Here is a 15,072-nt window from a genome sequence, read left to right as displayed (position 1 = left end):
CGGGCGTAATGCCCGCCTTTGTTCAGACCAGCTGGGCCGCGATAAGTGGCCAGCGGCTATCGAAGTCTGCGGTAGGACTGAAGCGAAACTCCGAGCGGACATAGCGCGACAGTAAGCCTTCACAGAAGGCCAGCAGCTGACTCGCCAGCAGCGCTTCATCAGCCTGAAAGGCTTCACCCTCACGCATTTTACGCTCACGCATGACCTGTCGCAGCTGCACTTCAATCCGCTCAAACAGCTGGTTGATACGTCCCTGCAGCCGGTCCTGCTCAAACATCAGCGCATGACCGGTCAGAATGCGCGTCAGTCCCGGATTACGCTCACCAAAACCCAGAATCAATTGCACGATCAGACGCAGGCGCGTCATGGTCTCTTTTTCATCTTTGAGGATCAGATTGATGCGGGTAATGAGACTGTCTTCGATAAACTCGATCAGACTGTCGAACATCCGTGTTTTACTGGGAAAGTGACGATAGAGCGCCGCTTCGGATACGCCCACGTTGGCTGCCAGTTTGGCTGTGGTAATACGCTGACTGCCATCACCGGACTGCAGCATCTGCGCCAGCGCCTGCAAAATCTCTTCACGACGATTTCGCTTCACGACTTTTTTTTCTGCCATGACCTTAAAAACCCCTGAAATTCACCTGAAACAGGCAACACCTACGCATCTGCCACAAGAACGCGTCTCATGGCGATGAGGAAAAATAACGGGCGTAAGTGAAAGTCGGTAATACGGGTTACTGGCGGCCTGAGTGGCCGAAGCCGCCTTCGCCGCGCAGGCTGGCGTCAAACTCTTCTACCAGATTAAATTCCGCCTGCACTACCGGAACGAAGACCAGTTGCGCCATGCGTTCGCCAGGCTGCAGTGAGAAGCTTTCCTGACCGCGGTTCCAGACGGAAACCATCAGCTGCCCCTGATAGTCGGAGTCAATCAGACCGACCAGGTTGCCCAGCACGATGCCATGCTTATGGCCAAGGCCGGAGCGCGGCAGGATGACCGCAGCCAGATCGGGATCGGCAATATGAATCGCCAGACCGGTCGGAACCAGCGTCGTGGTGCCCGGTGCGATGTCGAGAACATCATCAATACAGGCGCGTAAATCTAACCCAGCGGAACCTGACGTGGCGTAGGTTGGCAGAGGAAATTCTTTGCCGACGCGCGCATCGAGGATTTTAACGTCTATTTTTTTCATCATAACGGCTGACAATCTCGTCTATTAATTGTTGGCCAAGGAGAGACTTATCGCTGAGCGGTAAGCGCTTTTCTCCATCCTGCCAAAAAAGGTGAAGAGCATTGGTGTCGCTATTAAACCCCTGTCCGGTTTGAGCGACGTTGTTAGCGCAGATCAGATCCAGATTCTTGCGCACCCGTTTTTGCCGGGCGTATTCTTCCACATTCTGTGTTTCAGCAGCAAATCCAACGACGAATGGCCGGTTTTCCTGAAGTGCGGCGACGCCGGCAACAATGTCGGGATTCTTTATCAGGTTCAGCGTAACGGTATCATCGCCGCCCTGTTTCTTGATTTTATCGGCCGCAATATCGGCTGCCCGGTAGTCTGCCACGGCTGCGCTTGCAATGAAAATATGTTGTTTATCTATCTCACTCATCACCGCGGCCTGCATCTCCAGCGCGCTGGTGACATCAATGCGCCGCACGCCGGCAGGGGCAGACAACGTGACCGGGCCGCTGACCAGCGTAACCGTTGCGCCGCGTCGGGCGGCGGCGGCGGCAATCGCAAACCCCATTTTTCCGGAGCTGTGGTTGGTGATGTAGCGCACCGGGTCGAGCGCCTCACGGGTCGGGCCGGCGGTAATCATAATGTTGAGATGTTGCAGATCGTTGACGGGAGTGGCCCACGTGACCGCATGGTCCACAATCGCCAGCGGATCGAGCATCCGGCCGGGGCCGACATCGCCGCAGGCCTGGCTGCCGCTGTCCGGTCCCCAGATCAGCACGCCACGCGCCTGTAACTGCTCCAGGTTGTGCTGCGTCACCGCCGCGCGATACATCTGCTGGTTCATGGCGGGCACCACGGCCACGGGCGAGGCGGTCGCTAACACGGCGGTGGTCACCAGATCGTTTGCCATACCGGCGGTAATACGGGCTATCAGATCAGCCGTCGCCGGTGCCAGTACAATCAGGTCGGCCCACTTTGCCAGCTCAATGTGACCCATCGCGGCTTCCGCCGCCGGGTCGAGCAGATCGTCAAACACCGGATAGCCGGAGACGGCCTGTAAGCTGAGCGGCGTAATAAACGCCTTCGCGCCCTGCGTCATCATGACGCGGACATCGGCACCGCGATCGCGCAGGCGGCGCACCAGCTCCGGAGTTTTATAAGCAGCAATGCCGCCGCTTACGCCAAGAAGAATTTTTTTGCCGGCTAATCCCATCATGATGTTGGCCTCACTAAGCTCTCTGCCGCACGGGGCGGCGAATGCACGGACTTTATCACAAAAGTGCGGATGCGCCTTTTCACGGACTGCGTTTGCGAGCCGCCTCGAAGATTGTGGCTGCGCTGATGGCACCCTGGGCATGGCTGGGTCATGCTGGGGTTGATCTCAGGGAGAGCAGACATGAAAAACAGTGGACCACGGGAAAAACTGCAGAAGCTGGGCGCGCATGCCCTCAGCGATACCGAACTGCTGGCCATTTTTCTCCGCACCGGCTCGCCGGGGCAGAACGTCATTGAGCTGGCCGGACAGATGCTGCAGGAGTTTGGCTCGCTTTATCAGCTGATGACATCGGGCAAGGCGGCATTCAGTAACATAAAAGGCGTTGGTGATGCCAAGCTGGCCCAGCTGCACGCGATTGCCGAACTGGCGAAGCGTTTCTTCGCCAGCAAGCTGGCGCGCGAAAGCGTCATGGAAAATCCCCAGATTACCCGCCAGTATCTGCAAAGTTTATTAGCCCATCAGGAGCGCGAGATCTTTATGGCGCTCTTTCTGGATAATCAGCACCGGGTGCTGCGGGCACAGACAATGTTCTCAGGGTCGATTAACAGCGTGGAAGTGCACCCACGCGAGATCGTCCGGGAGGCGCTGAAGCTCAACGCCGCCGCGCTGATTCTGGCGCATAATCATCCGTCGGGCATGGCGGAACCGAGCCGGGCTGACCGCCAGGTGACCCATAAAGTCAGCGAAGCCTGCCAGCTTCTCGACATCCGCCTGCTCGATCATCTGGTGATAGGTCATGGCGAATATGTCTCCTTTGCTGAGCGGGGATGGCTCTGATAGCGGGAAAATTCGCGCCAGGTGGCGGCTTTTTGCCCGATCATTCGGGATCTTTATCTGTTCGGGACTTGAGCACTTGGGCTGAGCGGCGTATACTACGCCACCTTTGAGAATCTCGGGTTTGGCGGTTAGGCCAGCTTAGCGGGTTCCATGGAACTCGCCTGGCGGGCTGCAAGCCTGACGAGGCGGCCAAAACCTAATTTTTAAAGCTCGAGCTGATTTGATTTTTGGAGAATAGACATGTCACGAGTCTGCCAGGTAACTGGAAAGCGTCCGGTGACCGGTAACAACCGTTCCCACGCAATGAACGCGACGAAACGCCGTTTCCTTCCGAACCTGCACTCACACCGTTTTTGGGTTGAGAGCGAGAAGCGCTTCGTTACTCTGCGTGTATCTGTAAAAGGTATGCGTATTATTGATAAAAAGGGCATTGATACGGTGTTAGCCGACATGCGTGCCCGTGGTGAGAAGTACTAAGAGTACTAAGGAACTGAATCATGGCTAAAGGTATTCGTGAGAAGATCAAGCTGGTTTCCTCTGCTGGTACAGGTCACTTCTATACCACCACGAAGAACAAACGTACTAAACCAGAGAAGCTGGAACTGAAAAAGTTCGATCCGGTTGTACGTCAGCATGTGATCTACAAAGAAGCTAAAATTAAGTAATTTTAGTGTTCTGCTAAAAACCCGGCTCCGGCCGGGTTTTTTGTTTGTGTAAAACGCTGAGGAGAGGGTATGCCAGAGTTGCCAGAGGTTGAAACCAGCCGCCGCGGTATCGAGCCGCATTTGGTGGGTGAAACCATCCTTCACGCCGTGGTGCGTAATTCCCGTCTGCGCTGGCCTGTTTCACAGGAGATCCATGCGCTGAGCGATCAGCCGGTGCTCAGCGTGCAGCGCCGGGCGAAATATCTGCTGCTGGAGCTGCCGCATGGCTGGATCATTATCCACCTGGGCATGTCCGGCAGCCTGCGCGTGCTGCCGGAAGAGCGGCCTGCGGAGAAGCATGACCATGTTGATTTGGTGATGAGCAACGGCAAAGTGCTGCGCTACACCGATCCGCGGCGTTTTGGTGCCTGGCTCTGGAGCAGCGAACTGGCAGGCAGCAGCGTGCTGGCGCATCTGGGACCGGAGCCACTGAGCGACCAGTTTGACGCGGCTTACCTGTTTGAGAAGTCACGCGGCAAGCGAACGGTGATTAAGCAGTGGCTGATGGATAACAAAGTTGTGGTGGGGGTGGGCAACATCTACGCCAGCGAGTCACTGTTTACCGCCGGGATCCTGCCCGATCGTGCCGCCGGCAGTCTGTCGCAGGCGGAAGCAGAGCTGCTGGTCAACACCATCAAGGCGGTGCTGTTACGTTCCATTGAGCAGGGCGGAACCACGCTGCGGGACTTCTTACAGAGCGACGGTAAACCGGGCTATTTTGCGCAGCAGCTGCAGGTCTATGGACGGGCAGGTGAGCCCTGCCGGGCCTGTGGGACACCCATTATCAGCGGCAGGCATGGGCAGCGCAGCACCTACTGGTGCCCCCGCTGCCAGCACTAAGCCAGCTTAGCCAGCAACGCCTGATGGACGGGCGCGGACAGGAAGGCGGAGACATCACCGCCGTGACGCGCCACCTCTTTGACCAGCGAAGAGGAGATAAACGAGAAGCCCTCAGACGGCATCAGGAAAACGCTCTCCAGCGTCGGCAGCAGGTGACGATTCATCTGCGCCAGCTGCATTTCATACTCAAAGTCTGACACCGCACGCAATCCGCGCACCAGCACATTCGCCTGCTGGTCTCGCGCAAAATTGGCCATCAGGTCGCTGAATCCCACCACCTTAACGTTGGGCAGATGGACCACCATCTCACTCGCCAGCGCCACGCGCTCCTCCAGGCTGAACAGCGGCTTTTTGCTGGGGCTGGCGGCAACGGCCAGAATAACCTGATCAAACATCTGCGCGGCCCGCGTCACGATGTCGAGATGGCCAAGGGTGACAGGATCAAATGTTCCGGGATAGATGGCTTTCGTGCTCATACCTGCCCTTTTTTCGCAGCCTGATTCAGCGCCCAGAGGGCGGCATATTTGTTAAAGGTATATTGTGCGTTGACCACCGCCAGTATCCAGCCCTGCTTTCCGTCGAGAAAACCGGCGCGCAGCAGCAGCGTTTTCACAAACGCGCCCAGGGTATGACCGAACAGCGAGAACAGACCGCAACGCTTACCACGCTGATGGCGTTCCGTGGCCCAAGCTTCGGCATAGGCCAGTTGCTTACGCTGAAAAGCGATCAGATCGCGGCAGGTCAGATGCTGTAAATCGCCGGGTAACGCCACCACCGGTGCCCCGTCACGCTGCAGCGATTCATGCACCAGATTATCATTGTAGCGGAAGGTGCGCGGATAGAGCCGCATCACGCGGTCAGGGTACCAGCCGCTGTGGCGCATAAAGCGCCCCAGAAACAGATTGCTGCGGCCCAGGCTGTAAATCGTGCGGCCCGGCGGCGCGATAAGCACCTGCTCAATCGCCGCGCGCAGTTCCGGTGTGACGCGCTCATCGGCATCGATCATCAGAATCATATCGCCGGTGGCATAGTGCTGCGCGCGCTGGCGCTGGATGCCATACCCCTGCCAGTCATCGCTGTGGTAGACCTTCGCGCCAGCCTGCGTGGCAATATCGGCACTGTTATCGTGACTGCCTGAATCCAGCACGATAATCTCATCCGCCCAGCTGACTGAAGCCAGACAGTCTGGCAGCAGTTCCGCTTCATTTTTGGCGATCATAACGACTGAAAGACGCTGGCGTGCTGACATCAGTGAGCCCGTGGAGGTAAATGCGGTTCAAGTAACTGGAGCAGACGCTGTAAGGCACCCTGGTTCTGGTGCAGCACGTCCACGGCATGACGGCCGTAATAACGACGATAGTCATCATCCTGCAACAGGTTGGTGACCTCTTTTTCCAGCGAGAACACGTCGGTGACAGTAATCAGTCCCTGGCCTTCCTGCAATTTGCCGCAGATATCTTTGAAGTTCCAGATATGTGGACCCATCAGAACCGGAATCGCGTGCGCTGCAGGCTCCAGCGGATTGTGTCCGCCGCGCTCCACCAGGCTGCCGCCGACAAACGCCAGATCGGCAATGCCGTAAAGCAGCATCAGTTCACCCATCGAGTCGCCGATGACCACCTGGGTGGAGCCCGAGGGGATCTCGCCGCTGCTGCGCAGAATAAAGCTGAAGCCGCGCGACTGGGTCAGTTCACGCGCATCGTTAAAGCGCTCAGGATGACGCGGAACCAGAATCAGCAGCAGATCAGGAAACGTCTGCAGCAGGCGGCGATGGGCATCCAGCACAATGGCCTCTTCGCCTTCGTGAGTGCTGGTGGCAATCCAGACCGGACGGCGTGGCGCCCACTGGCGACGCAGCGTAACGGCTCTGGCGGCCAGCTCTGGCGTGACAGAAATATCAAACTTCAGGCTGCCGGTGATCGCCAGCTGAGAGCGTTTCAGGCCAAGCTCCAGGAAGCGGTCGCCATCTTCACTGTTCTGTGCTGCTATCAGCGTGATGCTCTGCAACAGCCTGCGCATGAATTTACCCAGCTTGCGATAGCCTTTGGCGGATCGGGCTGAGAGACGCGCGTTGGCGATCACCAGCGGAATGTTACGCTGATGCAGAATGCGGATGATGTTCGGCCACAGCTCGGTTTCCATGATGATCACCAGCCGGGGGTTGACCGTGTCCAGAAAACGATTAATCGATCCGGGCAGATCGTAAGGCAGATAGACGTGGTGCACATCTTTGCCAAAGGCTGACTGTGCACGCTCAGAGCCGGTTGGCGTCATGGTCGTGACGGTAATCGGCAGGGTCGGGTAACGATGACGCAGCGCGCGCACCAGCGGCACCGCGGCCAGGGTTTCCCCCACGGAAACCGAATGCAGCACAATGCCGTCGGGCTTCACTTTGCCAACGCAATAGCCATAGCGCTCCGCCCAGCGTTTGCGATACGCCGGTGCTTTACGACCGCGCAGCCACAGGCGCAGCCAAATCAGTGGCTGAATAAAGTAGAGCAATGCGGTGTAAATGGTCGTCATAGTTACCGTTACAGCAGGTTCGCGTCTAAAAACAGGTTAAAATCAGATGGCGGCATGTTATCAGAAACCCCGCATGCACTCATCCCGGATTGTCAGTTGGTACTCAATACCTGTTGATAAAGCGAAGTCAGCGCCTGTGCCAGCCGTTGCGGGCCATAGGGTTCAACTTTACGCCGGGCCGCATCACCCATGCGTGAATCTTCCGTCAGCGGCGGAATGGCGCAAACGGCCTGATTTAATCCGTTGATATCCAGCGCATCACAGACGAAGCCCTCCTGACCGGCGGTAATAAACTCAGCCCCCCCGCAGCCGGTGCTGGTAATAACCGGCAGGCCGCAGGCCATCGCCTCCAGCACCACGTTAGGAAAAGGATCGTAGAGCGTGGGCAGCAGCAGGCCGTCCGCCGCGTGATAAAACGGCTGCACATCCTGCTGTACGCCAACAAAGCGCAGGCGATCCAGGCAGTTCAGCTGGTTAGCCAACTGCTGATAACGCTGCAGCTGTTTATCCTGACCCACCACAATCAGGTAACGGTCACTGGCGGCCAGCGCCTGAATCGCTGCTTTCAGCCCTTTGCGCTCAAAGCCGGAACCGACGTAAATCAGTACGGTGGCCGCATCCGGCAGCCCCAGCTGCTGGCGGGTCGCATGGCGGGTCGCATCCGTGGCGGGCTGAAAACGACGGGCATCGATAGCGTTATGGATGACGTGAATTTTTCCGGCGTCGAGTGAGAAACAGCGCAGGATATCGCGTTTAACCATCTCTGAATTGCAGATCACCGCTTTCAGCGTCGGCGAATTAAACATCTCCGCTTCCGCCTGCAGAACGTAGCGATGATAGGGACTGAGGGTTGCGCTCAGTCGTTGCCACGGTGAGACGATGCGGGCGCGCTGCTCCAGCCAGACGCGATGCACGCCATCACCCGCGCGAAAGATGTCACAGCCAGCGATGCGTTCATGACTCTGCACAATATCGAATTTTTCACGCTCCCAGCAGGCGCGTGCGGCACGGGCAAAGCCGCGCTCGCGGGAAACCCTGCCCAGCTTTGCAGGATTACAGATATGGAGATGCCAGTCCGGATTGGGCGTGCCCTGCCAGCTGCGGGTAATGATGTTGAGATCGAGCTGTTCGCTGCCCAGGGCTTCCAGCGCACGGGAGATAAAACGCTCAGCACCGCCATCCGGCCGGTATTTCTGCCGGACAATCGCCAGCCTTAACTTACTCATTCAGGAAGCTCCTCGCCGCCGCGACCACATCCTTCACCGGAATGGCTGACAGATAACGCTGATCCGTTCGGGTGTCGATAGAATCGGGTGAGGGCAGTGGACCATAATCCCCCGCCCAGATGACATGGTTGTTGTTCCCCCATGGCCGCCAGTGCTGCAGCTTGGTCGGGCCAAACAGGGCGATACAGGGCGTTTCCAGCGCCGCCGCCATGTGCATCGGCGCAGAATCGACCCCGATAAACAGCGTGGCGTGATCGATAAGCGCCGCCAGCTGCGGCAGCGTAAACTGACCCGCCAGCGACACGACATCCGGCGAGGCGCACAGCGCGCGGATGCGGTTGATCATCGCCAGCTCCTGTTTGTCCGGCCCGGCGGTCAGCACCACCTTCCGTCCAGCCCGTGCAAGCTCATCGACCGTGGCGGCCACGCTCTCCTCTTCCCAGCATTTAAAGCCCCAGCGTGAGGTAGGCTGAACCACGATATAGGGGGTGGTCACCTGATGTTCTGACAGGCGGGTCAGCACGATCTGCTGGTCAGCGTCACTGTAGTGCATCGAAACGCGCGCATTGTCGCTGCTGATACCGAGCGGGGCCAGCGCGGACATGTTCTGCTCAACGGTATGCAGTCTGCTGTGATTATGCGTCGGGACCAGCCGGTTGTGACACCAGCGCCACAGGACGTTATCGCGTTTTTTAAAGGCGAAACCAATGCGCACCGGCGCAGCGGAGAGCCGGGTGATCAGCGCCGCACGCCACTGGTCTGCCAGATTAATCACCAGGTCATAATGGGCGTCACGTATGGCACGGATTAATGCCCGTTCATGGCCCAGCTTGCGCCAGGTGCCCTCCTGCTTCCATTTCCGGTCGATGACGTGCAGATGGCGGATAGCCGGATGCGCTTCCAGCATCGGGCGTGTCTCCTGATAGAGCAACACGTCGATACTGGCCTGCGGATAACGCGCATGCAGCGCATTGATGGCGGGCGTGGTGAGCAGCATGTCGCCGTGGTGGCGCAGCTTAATCAGTAAAATACGTTTTGGAGAGATGTTTGCTGGAGTCAGGCTGGCCATAAACAAAGGTTCTCAGATTTCAGTGAACCGATTGTAGGGCAAACGCTTTTTAGGATAAAGCCAGCCTCAGGGGTTATTTATCGCGCCAGCGATAGAGCCGTCCCAGCCACAGCAGTAACTGATACCACTGCTTAATGCCGCGGGCGTTGCGTAACATGCGCCGGTGTGTCCGGGTTGCGAACAGATCGGCGATGATCGCCTGGCGTGCGCGGGCATCAGGCTCACGTCTCACGCTATGGCAGACACTGAGCGCTTCATGCGTCACCTGAGCGTGAAACGACGGGTAGATCCGCACGCGGTCACGATAGCGGATATTAATCTCTTCCAGCAGCCGCGCAATCTTCAGGTAGTGGCGCTGATATTCGACGTTGCGCTCGCCGGTGCGTTTGCGGTTACTGATTGACGCGTCATGCATATAGTAGCGGTAGAGCACCGCATCGGTGTAACGCACGCGTTTTGCCAGCAGCATAAACTCGGTGGTCCAGGGAATATCCTGATGATGCAGGCCCGGCTCGAACTGCAACTGATGCTGCTCGATTAGCGACCGGCGGTAGATGCCCAGCCAGACCACATGCATATAGCGGCGGGTTTTCAGCGCGGTATTGAGCCAGTCAGCGCCGCTCAGCACCGGCGTGCTGCGCAGGCGATCCAGTGGTATCAGGGGTTTTACCCGCTGGCTGTGTTTGAAAAACCATTCGGCGTTGCACTGTGCCGCATCCAGATTGTCCGTTTCCGCCAGCGTCACCAGCGTCTGGTACATCCCGGGCTGCATGGTGTCATCCGCATCCGGAAAGGTGACATATTTACCGCGCGCTATCGCCAGCCCGGCGTTACGGGCGCGCGACACGCCGCCATTTTCCTGATGAATCACGCGAATGTGGGAGTGATGTTCTGCATAGTGGTCAGCGCGCTCGCCTGAGCCGTCAGTAGAACCATCATCGACGATGATGATCTCCAGCGAGGTCAGCGTCTGCGCCAGCAGTGCCTGCATGAACTCATCAAACATGCTGCCCGCATTGTACATCGGGGTAATGATACTCAGCAGAGGAGAAGTACTCATGACAATATCTGCACCAGCATTCTGTTCACTGTCAAAGGGCGTTGCCTCGTCATAAATCATTTCCAAATCAGCAGAATGGCATACATTAATCCACGATTATAAAACGGTGTCGCCTCCCTGCTTCACGAAAAACCACGCGCGCGCGTAATAATGCACTATCTGCCTCTTTTTTACGCAACGTGGCCGCGCCGGTAAACAGCATAGTGTGCCTGGGGTTTATCAGCAGCATTTTAAAAAGGATCTGGCAGACAGCGGTGGGGTCAGAGGGAAAAGATGGCGCGGCAGTCACCGCGCCCGGAGCGGTTTGACAGGTGGAGAGCGCTGACTAAAAAAATTTTAGCCTGACGTAATGCATCATCCAGCTCACGCTTTCTGCATACTGCTTCTGATGCCACTTGATACGGGCAAAGCGCTTCATCTCTTTATAATGTCTGGGTAAATCAAGCGGCTGAGAAGCCCAGGGCGAGCGCTGGTAATAGCTGTAGTAGAGCAGGGACAGGTCGCTGCCGGCCCAGGCATGCCAGGGCTTACACTTACCGGTGTAGTGAATCATCACGGTGTCAGCGGGCACGCGGGAGTGGTCCCAGACCTTGTTCGCGATGATGTCGTAGATGTGGTTGTAGCGATCCGGCAGGATCAGCACCTCATCCTCCAGCACAATATTCAGCGCATCCTGGTCAGGAAAACCGAACGCTGCGCCCCGGGTCACCAGAACCTCAGTGATCCGCGCGGTAGTCTGTCTGGCGAGCCAGCGTGGAATATTGATAAGCATAAAGCCGGAGTTGAAATAGTCATGACGCTGCAACCCGAGTCGCGCGCACTGGTTATGACGCGCACGCGGGGTATCGTTGCAGGCTGCCAGCGTATAGTCCGTGATATCCAGCGTGAACAGGGGGGAGTAATCGCCGACGACCAGCGTGTCCGCATCGATGTAGATTACCCGGTCGCTGTAGCGCGCCACCGTTTCAGGGATCAGAAAGCGGTAATGGATACTTTTGGGATAGCGCCCGACCGCCGGCAACTGATCGACCCAGGCACTGTTAAAAATATGCAGGGTGATGGCCAGACGATGGCCCGACGCCATTGAGCGCAGCTTTTCCACATCCTCTTTCTGCAGCGAGTCAGAGAAAATATGGGCGTGGAAAGCGGTGTCGGGGTGATGGCTGAGAAGTGAAAACAACGTAATACCCAGACCACGCGCGTAAGCGTGGTTGATGCCAAACGCAACGTGAACCGGATTATCATCCGCATCCGCAAGCGTGTTGACCAGCAGCTGACTTTGCTGAACGGCATCAGCAAGAGGGGTAATTGCCATTACGCTTCACTATTCCAGATTATGAGTAATAAACGTTTGTATTCTAGTCAGTTTGTCGGCATCCAGCCCGAATAATTTTTCAGCGGGCTGATCAAACTTAAATCGCGTGGCAAAAACAAAGGTCGATGCGGCGATATTGTCTGGTCCGATAAACAGGACATTATTAACCGGGCGCTGTTCCCTGATCTCACAGGGGCCATAGAGCATAATGACCGGTATCTGTCGGGCGTCAGCAATATAAGCATTACCGGAATCCGATGAAATATAAAAATCCATCTGCGAGATGGCCCATGGCACCTCTTCCAGCTTCAGCGCGCCAATCAGGCTGACAATATTCTCCTGCGGGCCGGTCAGGCTCAGTAATTCATCCAGCCACGGCTGCTCGGCTGGTGGACCAAAGACATAAAAGGTGCAGGGCAGCTCAGCCAGCGACGCCATCAGCTGCTGCCAGATGGCGGCAGGAATGGTTTTGGCCCGATTCCCGGCAGAAATGCTGATACCGATTTTAATCCCGCTGCGCGGATGCAGCAGCGCGGCGGGAGGCGCAGGCGGCTGCCAGAGCGGTGACGTAGCGTGCTTGGGAAAATCGGTGTAGCGGTAGTCCCGATTAATCAGCTTCAGATAGCTGTCGAGCGTCAAATCCGTTTTTGCGTGGTCGACGATGCCACTGGCGCTGCGATAGAAGATCGCATGATAGGATTTACGCACATAGGTGCGCAGAAACTGTTTGTTCGGTGCGTTGCACAGCGCCGCAAAAAAGAGATTAACGCTGTTGGGCTGAACCAGATAAACATGGTCATAACGGTTCATCAGCGTGAACGCGAGTCTGAGTTTGGCAAAAAAGCTGCGCTTCGCCTCTTCAATCAGAAAATAGCGGCTGACCGTGTCATCGTGACGCGCCAGCGGCTCTACCGATTTGCTGATCAGCAGTTCAGACTGACCCAGGGCGCGCAGCATCGGGGTGATGTTAATAAAATCCCCGATCTTCGCCGTCTGAATCACCAGACTGCGGCCGGTGGGCCGGTAAAAGAGCCGCATCAGGGTGCGGAAAGGCAGCAGCAGCAGATAGATCAGCACATAGTTCATGGCGCATTTTTCCCGATAACGGCCTGCAGTTTCTCTGCCACGGCGTCAGCTGTCAGCTCCGCCAGATTGTGATTCGGGGCGCTCAGCGCCTGTTGGTTCTGCCCGTAGCCGCCAATCAGACCCGGATCGGTCGGGCCATACAGCGTGAGATTAGGACGATCCAGTGCGGCGGTCAGATGGCTTAAACCGGTATCCACAGAGACCACCGCGCGTGCACCTGCCAGCTGTCGGGCGATCGCTTCCAGCGTCAGCTTAGGCAGCACCTCGACATGCTCAAAACCTTCAGCCAGGCGTAGCGCACGCTGATGCTCATGCTCGGCCCCCCAGGGCAGCTTCACCCGCAATCCGCTGGGCTGCATCTGCTCAATCAGCTGTCGCCAGTGGGATTCCGGCCAGTGCTTGTTGTCACGCGTTGTGGCATGCAGAAAGACCAGATAGTGATGCGCATCCGCGGGCAGATGATGCAGAAAATGCCCGGCAATCGCGTAGTCACCCTGCGTTTGCGGCTTATCATAGCCCAGGCTTTTGGCGAACAGCTCGCGCGTCCGCTCAACGGCGTGCTGGCGTTTGCTGATCTCATGGCGGACGTCATACCACCAGCTGGCAAAAGGTTCACGCGCGCTGCGGCTGTCCTGCCCGTGCTTTACCCCTTTGGATAAACGGGTCACCAGCGCGGCGCTTTTGATCAGCCCCTGGGCATCAATCACGATATCGTACTCGCGCGACTGTAACGCGCGCTTAAACTGCACGCGCTCTTCACGCTGCTGACTGCCAAACCAGTGTTTGCGCCAGCGGCGAATCGCGACCGGCAACACCTGGTCCACGGCAGGGTGCCAGCCAGGGATCTGGGCGAAATTCTCTTCCACTACCCAGTCAAAACGGATGCCAGGAATGGCATGCATCGCATCGGTCAGAGCCGGCAGCGAATGCAGCACATCCCCCATTGAGGACGTTTTAACAATCAGGACGTGCATGGCACCTCCTGCGGCGCAAGGAGCTCATTCAGCGTCTGAAGAACGCGCTCAGGCTGAATATCAATCAGGCTCTGGTGATACCCCTGTTCGGCATCGCCCTTACGCACTTTGTGATAGCCGGTAATCAGGCGAATAATACGCGCCTGGCGGGCCAGCGGTGGCGTAAAGTCAGGGCTGCTGGGTCCATAGAGTGCCACCAGCGGACGATCCAGCGCGGCGGCGATGTGCATCAGGCCGGAGTCGTTACTGACCACGGCGCGGCATTGCGCCAGCAGGATGACCGCCTGCTCCAGCTGGGTTTCACCCGCCAGGTTGCGGCAGTGACTGCGACTCTCTTCCGGCAGTGCCGCGATGATCTCTTCACCGGTCGGGTGATCTTTGGCGGAGCCAAACAGCAGGATCTGAAAGCCTTCGGCGATCAGCTGGCGGGCCAGGGCGGCGTAGTGGTAGTGGGGCCAGCGTTTAGCCGGGCCAAATTCCGCGCCCGGGCAAAAACCGATAATCGGACGCGTTGCGGTGAGCTGAAACTGTGCGGCCGTTTCCAGCATCTCCTGCTCTTCAACCTGCAACTTTGGCCACAGGAGCGGCTGCGGCAGCTGCGCCGCCGAGGCGACAGGCGTGTCGTAGCCCAGCGCCACGTAGCGCTCAACCATCAGCGGGAATGCGGCTTTATCCAGCACCCGCAGATCGTTCAGCAGGCCATAGCGCATCTCCCCACGCCAGCCGACGCGGCGTGGGATGCCGGCAAAGAAGGGAACCAGCGCCGACTTAAAGGAGTTAGGCAGCACGTAGGCCCGGTCATAATGGCTGTCGCGCAGTGCCTTGCCCAGCCGGCGACGCTCGCCGAGTTCCAGCGCGCCATGGCCCAGGGGCATGGCCAGCGCCTGACTGACCTCCGGCATACGTGACAGCAGGGGACGACACCATGCCGGTGCCATCACGTCTATCACCGCATCGGGATGTTCGGCCTTGAGGGTGCGATAGAGACTTTGCGACATCATCATATCGCCGACCCACGACGGGCCGATTACCAGAATTTTCATC

Annotated in this window: 17 protein-coding genes; 4 read left to right on the top strand and 13 right to left on the bottom strand. The window is 57.7% G+C overall.

Annotated elements, in window-relative coordinates; translation table 11 throughout:
- Positions 1-22 precede the first annotated feature (22 nt).
- The 3 genes from slmA to coaBC all read right to left on the bottom strand — a co-directional run bounded on the left by slmA (position 23) and on the right by coaBC (position 2,394).
- The gene (gene slmA / locus F3I47_RS21140; RefSeq protein ID WP_009088113.1) at positions 23-619 is read right to left on the bottom strand and encodes a nucleoid occlusion factor SlmA; all 597 of its coding nucleotides are present in this window, start codon (positions 617-619) and stop codon (positions 23-25) included.
- A 118-nt stretch (positions 620-737) separates the two neighbouring features.
- Positions 738-1,196 (bottom strand): dUTP diphosphatase, encoded by a 459-nt coding sequence (dut, locus tag F3I47_RS21135; protein ID WP_150030365.1) that lies wholly within the window; start codon positions 1,194-1,196, stop codon positions 738-740.
- Positions 1,174-2,394, bottom strand: coding sequence for a bifunctional phosphopantothenoylcysteine decarboxylase/phosphopantothenate--cysteine ligase CoaBC (gene coaBC, locus F3I47_RS21130; RefSeq protein ID WP_150030366.1), 1,221 nt, complete (start codon positions 2,392-2,394; stop codon positions 1,174-1,176). The genes dut and coaBC overlap by 23 nt, the downstream gene beginning before the upstream one ends.
- Before the next feature lie 180 nt (positions 2,395-2,574).
- Between coaBC and radC the strand changes: the two genes are divergently transcribed.
- The 4 genes from radC to mutM all read left to right on the top strand — a co-directional run bounded on the left by radC (position 2,575) and on the right by mutM (position 4,775).
- Complete coding sequence (radC, locus tag F3I47_RS21125) at positions 2,575-3,231, top strand: DNA repair protein RadC (protein ID WP_150030367.1); 657 nt, start codon at positions 2,575-2,577, stop codon at positions 3,229-3,231.
- Positions 3,232-3,471: 240 nt separating this feature from the next.
- A complete protein-coding gene (gene rpmB / locus F3I47_RS21120; protein ID WP_006121249.1) occupies positions 3,472-3,708 on the top strand; it encodes a 50S ribosomal protein L28 in 237 nt (78 codons plus the stop codon).
- A gap of 20 nt (positions 3,709-3,728) precedes the next feature.
- Positions 3,729-3,896 carry a 50S ribosomal protein L33 gene (gene rpmG / locus F3I47_RS21115; RefSeq protein WP_001051798.1) on the top strand — a complete coding sequence of 56 codons (168 nt, stop codon included), beginning with the start codon at positions 3,729-3,731 and terminating at the stop codon, positions 3,894-3,896.
- 69 nt (positions 3,897-3,965) lie between these two features.
- Positions 3,966-4,775, top strand: coding sequence for a bifunctional DNA-formamidopyrimidine glycosylase/DNA-(apurinic or apyrimidinic site) lyase (mutM, locus tag F3I47_RS21110; protein WP_009088108.1), 810 nt, complete (start codon positions 3,966-3,968; stop codon positions 4,773-4,775).
- Here mutM and coaD read toward each other — a convergent pair.
- The 10 genes from coaD to rfaF all read right to left on the bottom strand — a co-directional run bounded on the left by coaD (position 4,772) and on the right by rfaF (position 15,071).
- Entirely contained in the window at positions 4,772-5,251 is a 480-nt protein-coding gene (gene coaD, locus F3I47_RS21105; RefSeq protein WP_150030368.1) for a pantetheine-phosphate adenylyltransferase, read from the bottom strand. The genes mutM and coaD overlap by 4 nt on opposite strands.
- Entirely contained in the window at positions 5,248-6,024 is a 777-nt protein-coding gene (locus F3I47_RS21100) for a glycosyltransferase family 2 protein (protein WP_150030369.1), read from the bottom strand. Before F3I47_RS21100 ends, coaD begins: the two co-directional genes overlap by 4 nt.
- On the bottom strand, positions 6,024-7,298 hold the full coding sequence (waaA, locus tag F3I47_RS21095; protein WP_009088102.1) for a lipid IV(A) 3-deoxy-D-manno-octulosonic acid transferase: 1,275 nt from the start codon (positions 7,296-7,298) through the stop codon (positions 6,024-6,026). The genes F3I47_RS21100 and waaA overlap by 1 nt, the downstream gene beginning before the upstream one ends.
- A gap of 92 nt (positions 7,299-7,390) precedes the next feature.
- The gene (locus F3I47_RS21090) at positions 7,391-8,524 is read right to left on the bottom strand and encodes a glycosyltransferase family 4 protein (RefSeq protein ID WP_150030370.1); all 1,134 of its coding nucleotides are present in this window, start codon (positions 8,522-8,524) and stop codon (positions 7,391-7,393) included.
- Complete coding sequence (gene rfaQ / locus F3I47_RS21085; protein ID WP_150030371.1) at positions 8,517-9,593, bottom strand: putative lipopolysaccharide heptosyltransferase III; 1,077 nt, start codon at positions 9,591-9,593, stop codon at positions 8,517-8,519. The genes F3I47_RS21090 and rfaQ overlap by 8 nt, the downstream gene beginning before the upstream one ends.
- Positions 9,594-9,666: 73 nt before the next feature.
- Positions 9,667-10,653: a glycosyltransferase gene (locus tag F3I47_RS21080; protein ID WP_223812786.1), complete on the bottom strand. Its 987-nt coding sequence runs from the start codon at positions 10,651-10,653 to the stop codon at positions 9,667-9,669.
- 325 nt (positions 10,654-10,978) lie between these two features.
- Positions 10,979-11,968: a glycosyltransferase family 8 protein gene (locus tag F3I47_RS21075; protein ID WP_150030372.1), complete on the bottom strand. Its 990-nt coding sequence runs from the start codon at positions 11,966-11,968 to the stop codon at positions 10,979-10,981.
- A gap of 9 nt (positions 11,969-11,977) precedes the next feature.
- On the bottom strand, positions 11,978-13,054 hold the full coding sequence (locus F3I47_RS21070; protein ID WP_009088095.1) for a glycosyltransferase family 9 protein: 1,077 nt from the start codon (positions 13,052-13,054) through the stop codon (positions 11,978-11,980).
- Positions 13,051-14,028, bottom strand: coding sequence for a lipopolysaccharide heptosyltransferase RfaC (gene rfaC / locus F3I47_RS21065; RefSeq protein ID WP_150030373.1), 978 nt, complete (start codon positions 14,026-14,028; stop codon positions 13,051-13,053). Before rfaC ends, F3I47_RS21070 begins: the two co-directional genes overlap by 4 nt.
- Positions 14,016-15,071, bottom strand: a complete 1,056-nt coding sequence (gene rfaF, locus F3I47_RS21060) for an ADP-heptose--LPS heptosyltransferase RfaF (protein ID WP_150030374.1) — start codon at positions 15,069-15,071, stop codon at positions 14,016-14,018. Before rfaF ends, rfaC begins: the two co-directional genes overlap by 13 nt.
- Position 15,072 lies beyond the last annotated feature (1 nt).

Source organism: Pantoea sp. M_10 (genome assembly GCF_008631515.1).
Taxonomy (GTDB): Bacteria; Pseudomonadota; Gammaproteobacteria; order Enterobacterales; family Enterobacteriaceae; genus Pantoea; species Pantoea anthophila.
This window is presented reverse-complemented; position numbering and strand designations above follow the sequence as displayed.

Excerpts from the sequence above, each read along its gene's own strand:
- slmA (WP_009088113.1), bottom strand. The coding sequence starts at position 619 with ATGGCAGAAAAAAAAGTCGTGAAGCGAAATCGTCGTGAAGAGATTTTG.
- dut (WP_150030365.1), bottom strand. The coding sequence starts at position 1,196 with ATGATGAAAAAAATAGACGTTAAAATCCTCGATGCGCGCGTCGGCAAA.
- coaBC (WP_150030366.1), bottom strand. The coding sequence starts at position 2,394 with ATGATGGGATTAGCCGGCAAAAAAATTCTTCTTGGCGTAAGCGGCGGC.
- radC (WP_150030367.1), top strand. The coding sequence starts at position 2,575 with ATGAAAAACAGTGGACCACGGGAAAAACTGCAGAAGCTGGGCGCGCAT.
- rpmB (WP_006121249.1), top strand. The coding sequence starts at position 3,472 with ATGTCACGAGTCTGCCAGGTAACTGGAAAGCGTCCGGTGACCGGTAAC.
- rpmG (WP_001051798.1), top strand. The coding sequence starts at position 3,729 with ATGGCTAAAGGTATTCGTGAGAAGATCAAGCTGGTTTCCTCTGCTGGT.
- mutM (WP_009088108.1), top strand. The coding sequence starts at position 3,966 with ATGCCAGAGTTGCCAGAGGTTGAAACCAGCCGCCGCGGTATCGAGCCG.
- coaD (WP_150030368.1), bottom strand. The coding sequence starts at position 5,251 with ATGAGCACGAAAGCCATCTATCCCGGAACATTTGATCCTGTCACCCTT.
- F3I47_RS21100 (WP_150030369.1), bottom strand. The coding sequence starts at position 6,024 with ATGTCAGCACGCCAGCGTCTTTCAGTCGTTATGATCGCCAAAAATGAA.
- waaA (WP_009088102.1), bottom strand. The coding sequence starts at position 7,298 with ATGACGACCATTTACACCGCATTGCTCTACTTTATTCAGCCACTGATT.
- F3I47_RS21090 (WP_150030370.1), bottom strand. The coding sequence starts at position 8,524 with ATGAGTAAGTTAAGGCTGGCGATTGTCCGGCAGAAATACCGGCCGGAT.
- rfaQ (WP_150030371.1), bottom strand. The coding sequence starts at position 9,593 with ATGGCCAGCCTGACTCCAGCAAACATCTCTCCAAAACGTATTTTACTG.
- F3I47_RS21080 (WP_223812786.1), bottom strand. The coding sequence starts at position 10,653 with ATGAGTACTTCTCCTCTGCTGAGTATCATTACCCCGATGTACAATGCG.
- F3I47_RS21075 (WP_150030372.1), bottom strand. The coding sequence starts at position 11,968 with ATGGCAATTACCCCTCTTGCTGATGCCGTTCAGCAAAGTCAGCTGCTG.
- F3I47_RS21070 (WP_009088095.1), bottom strand. The coding sequence starts at position 13,054 with ATGAACTATGTGCTGATCTATCTGCTGCTGCTGCCTTTCCGCACCCTG.
- rfaC (WP_150030373.1), bottom strand. The coding sequence starts at position 14,028 with ATGCACGTCCTGATTGTTAAAACGTCCTCAATGGGGGATGTGCTGCAT.
- rfaF (WP_150030374.1), bottom strand. The coding sequence starts at position 15,071 with ATGAAAATTCTGGTAATCGGCCCGTCGTGGGTCGGCGATATGATGATG.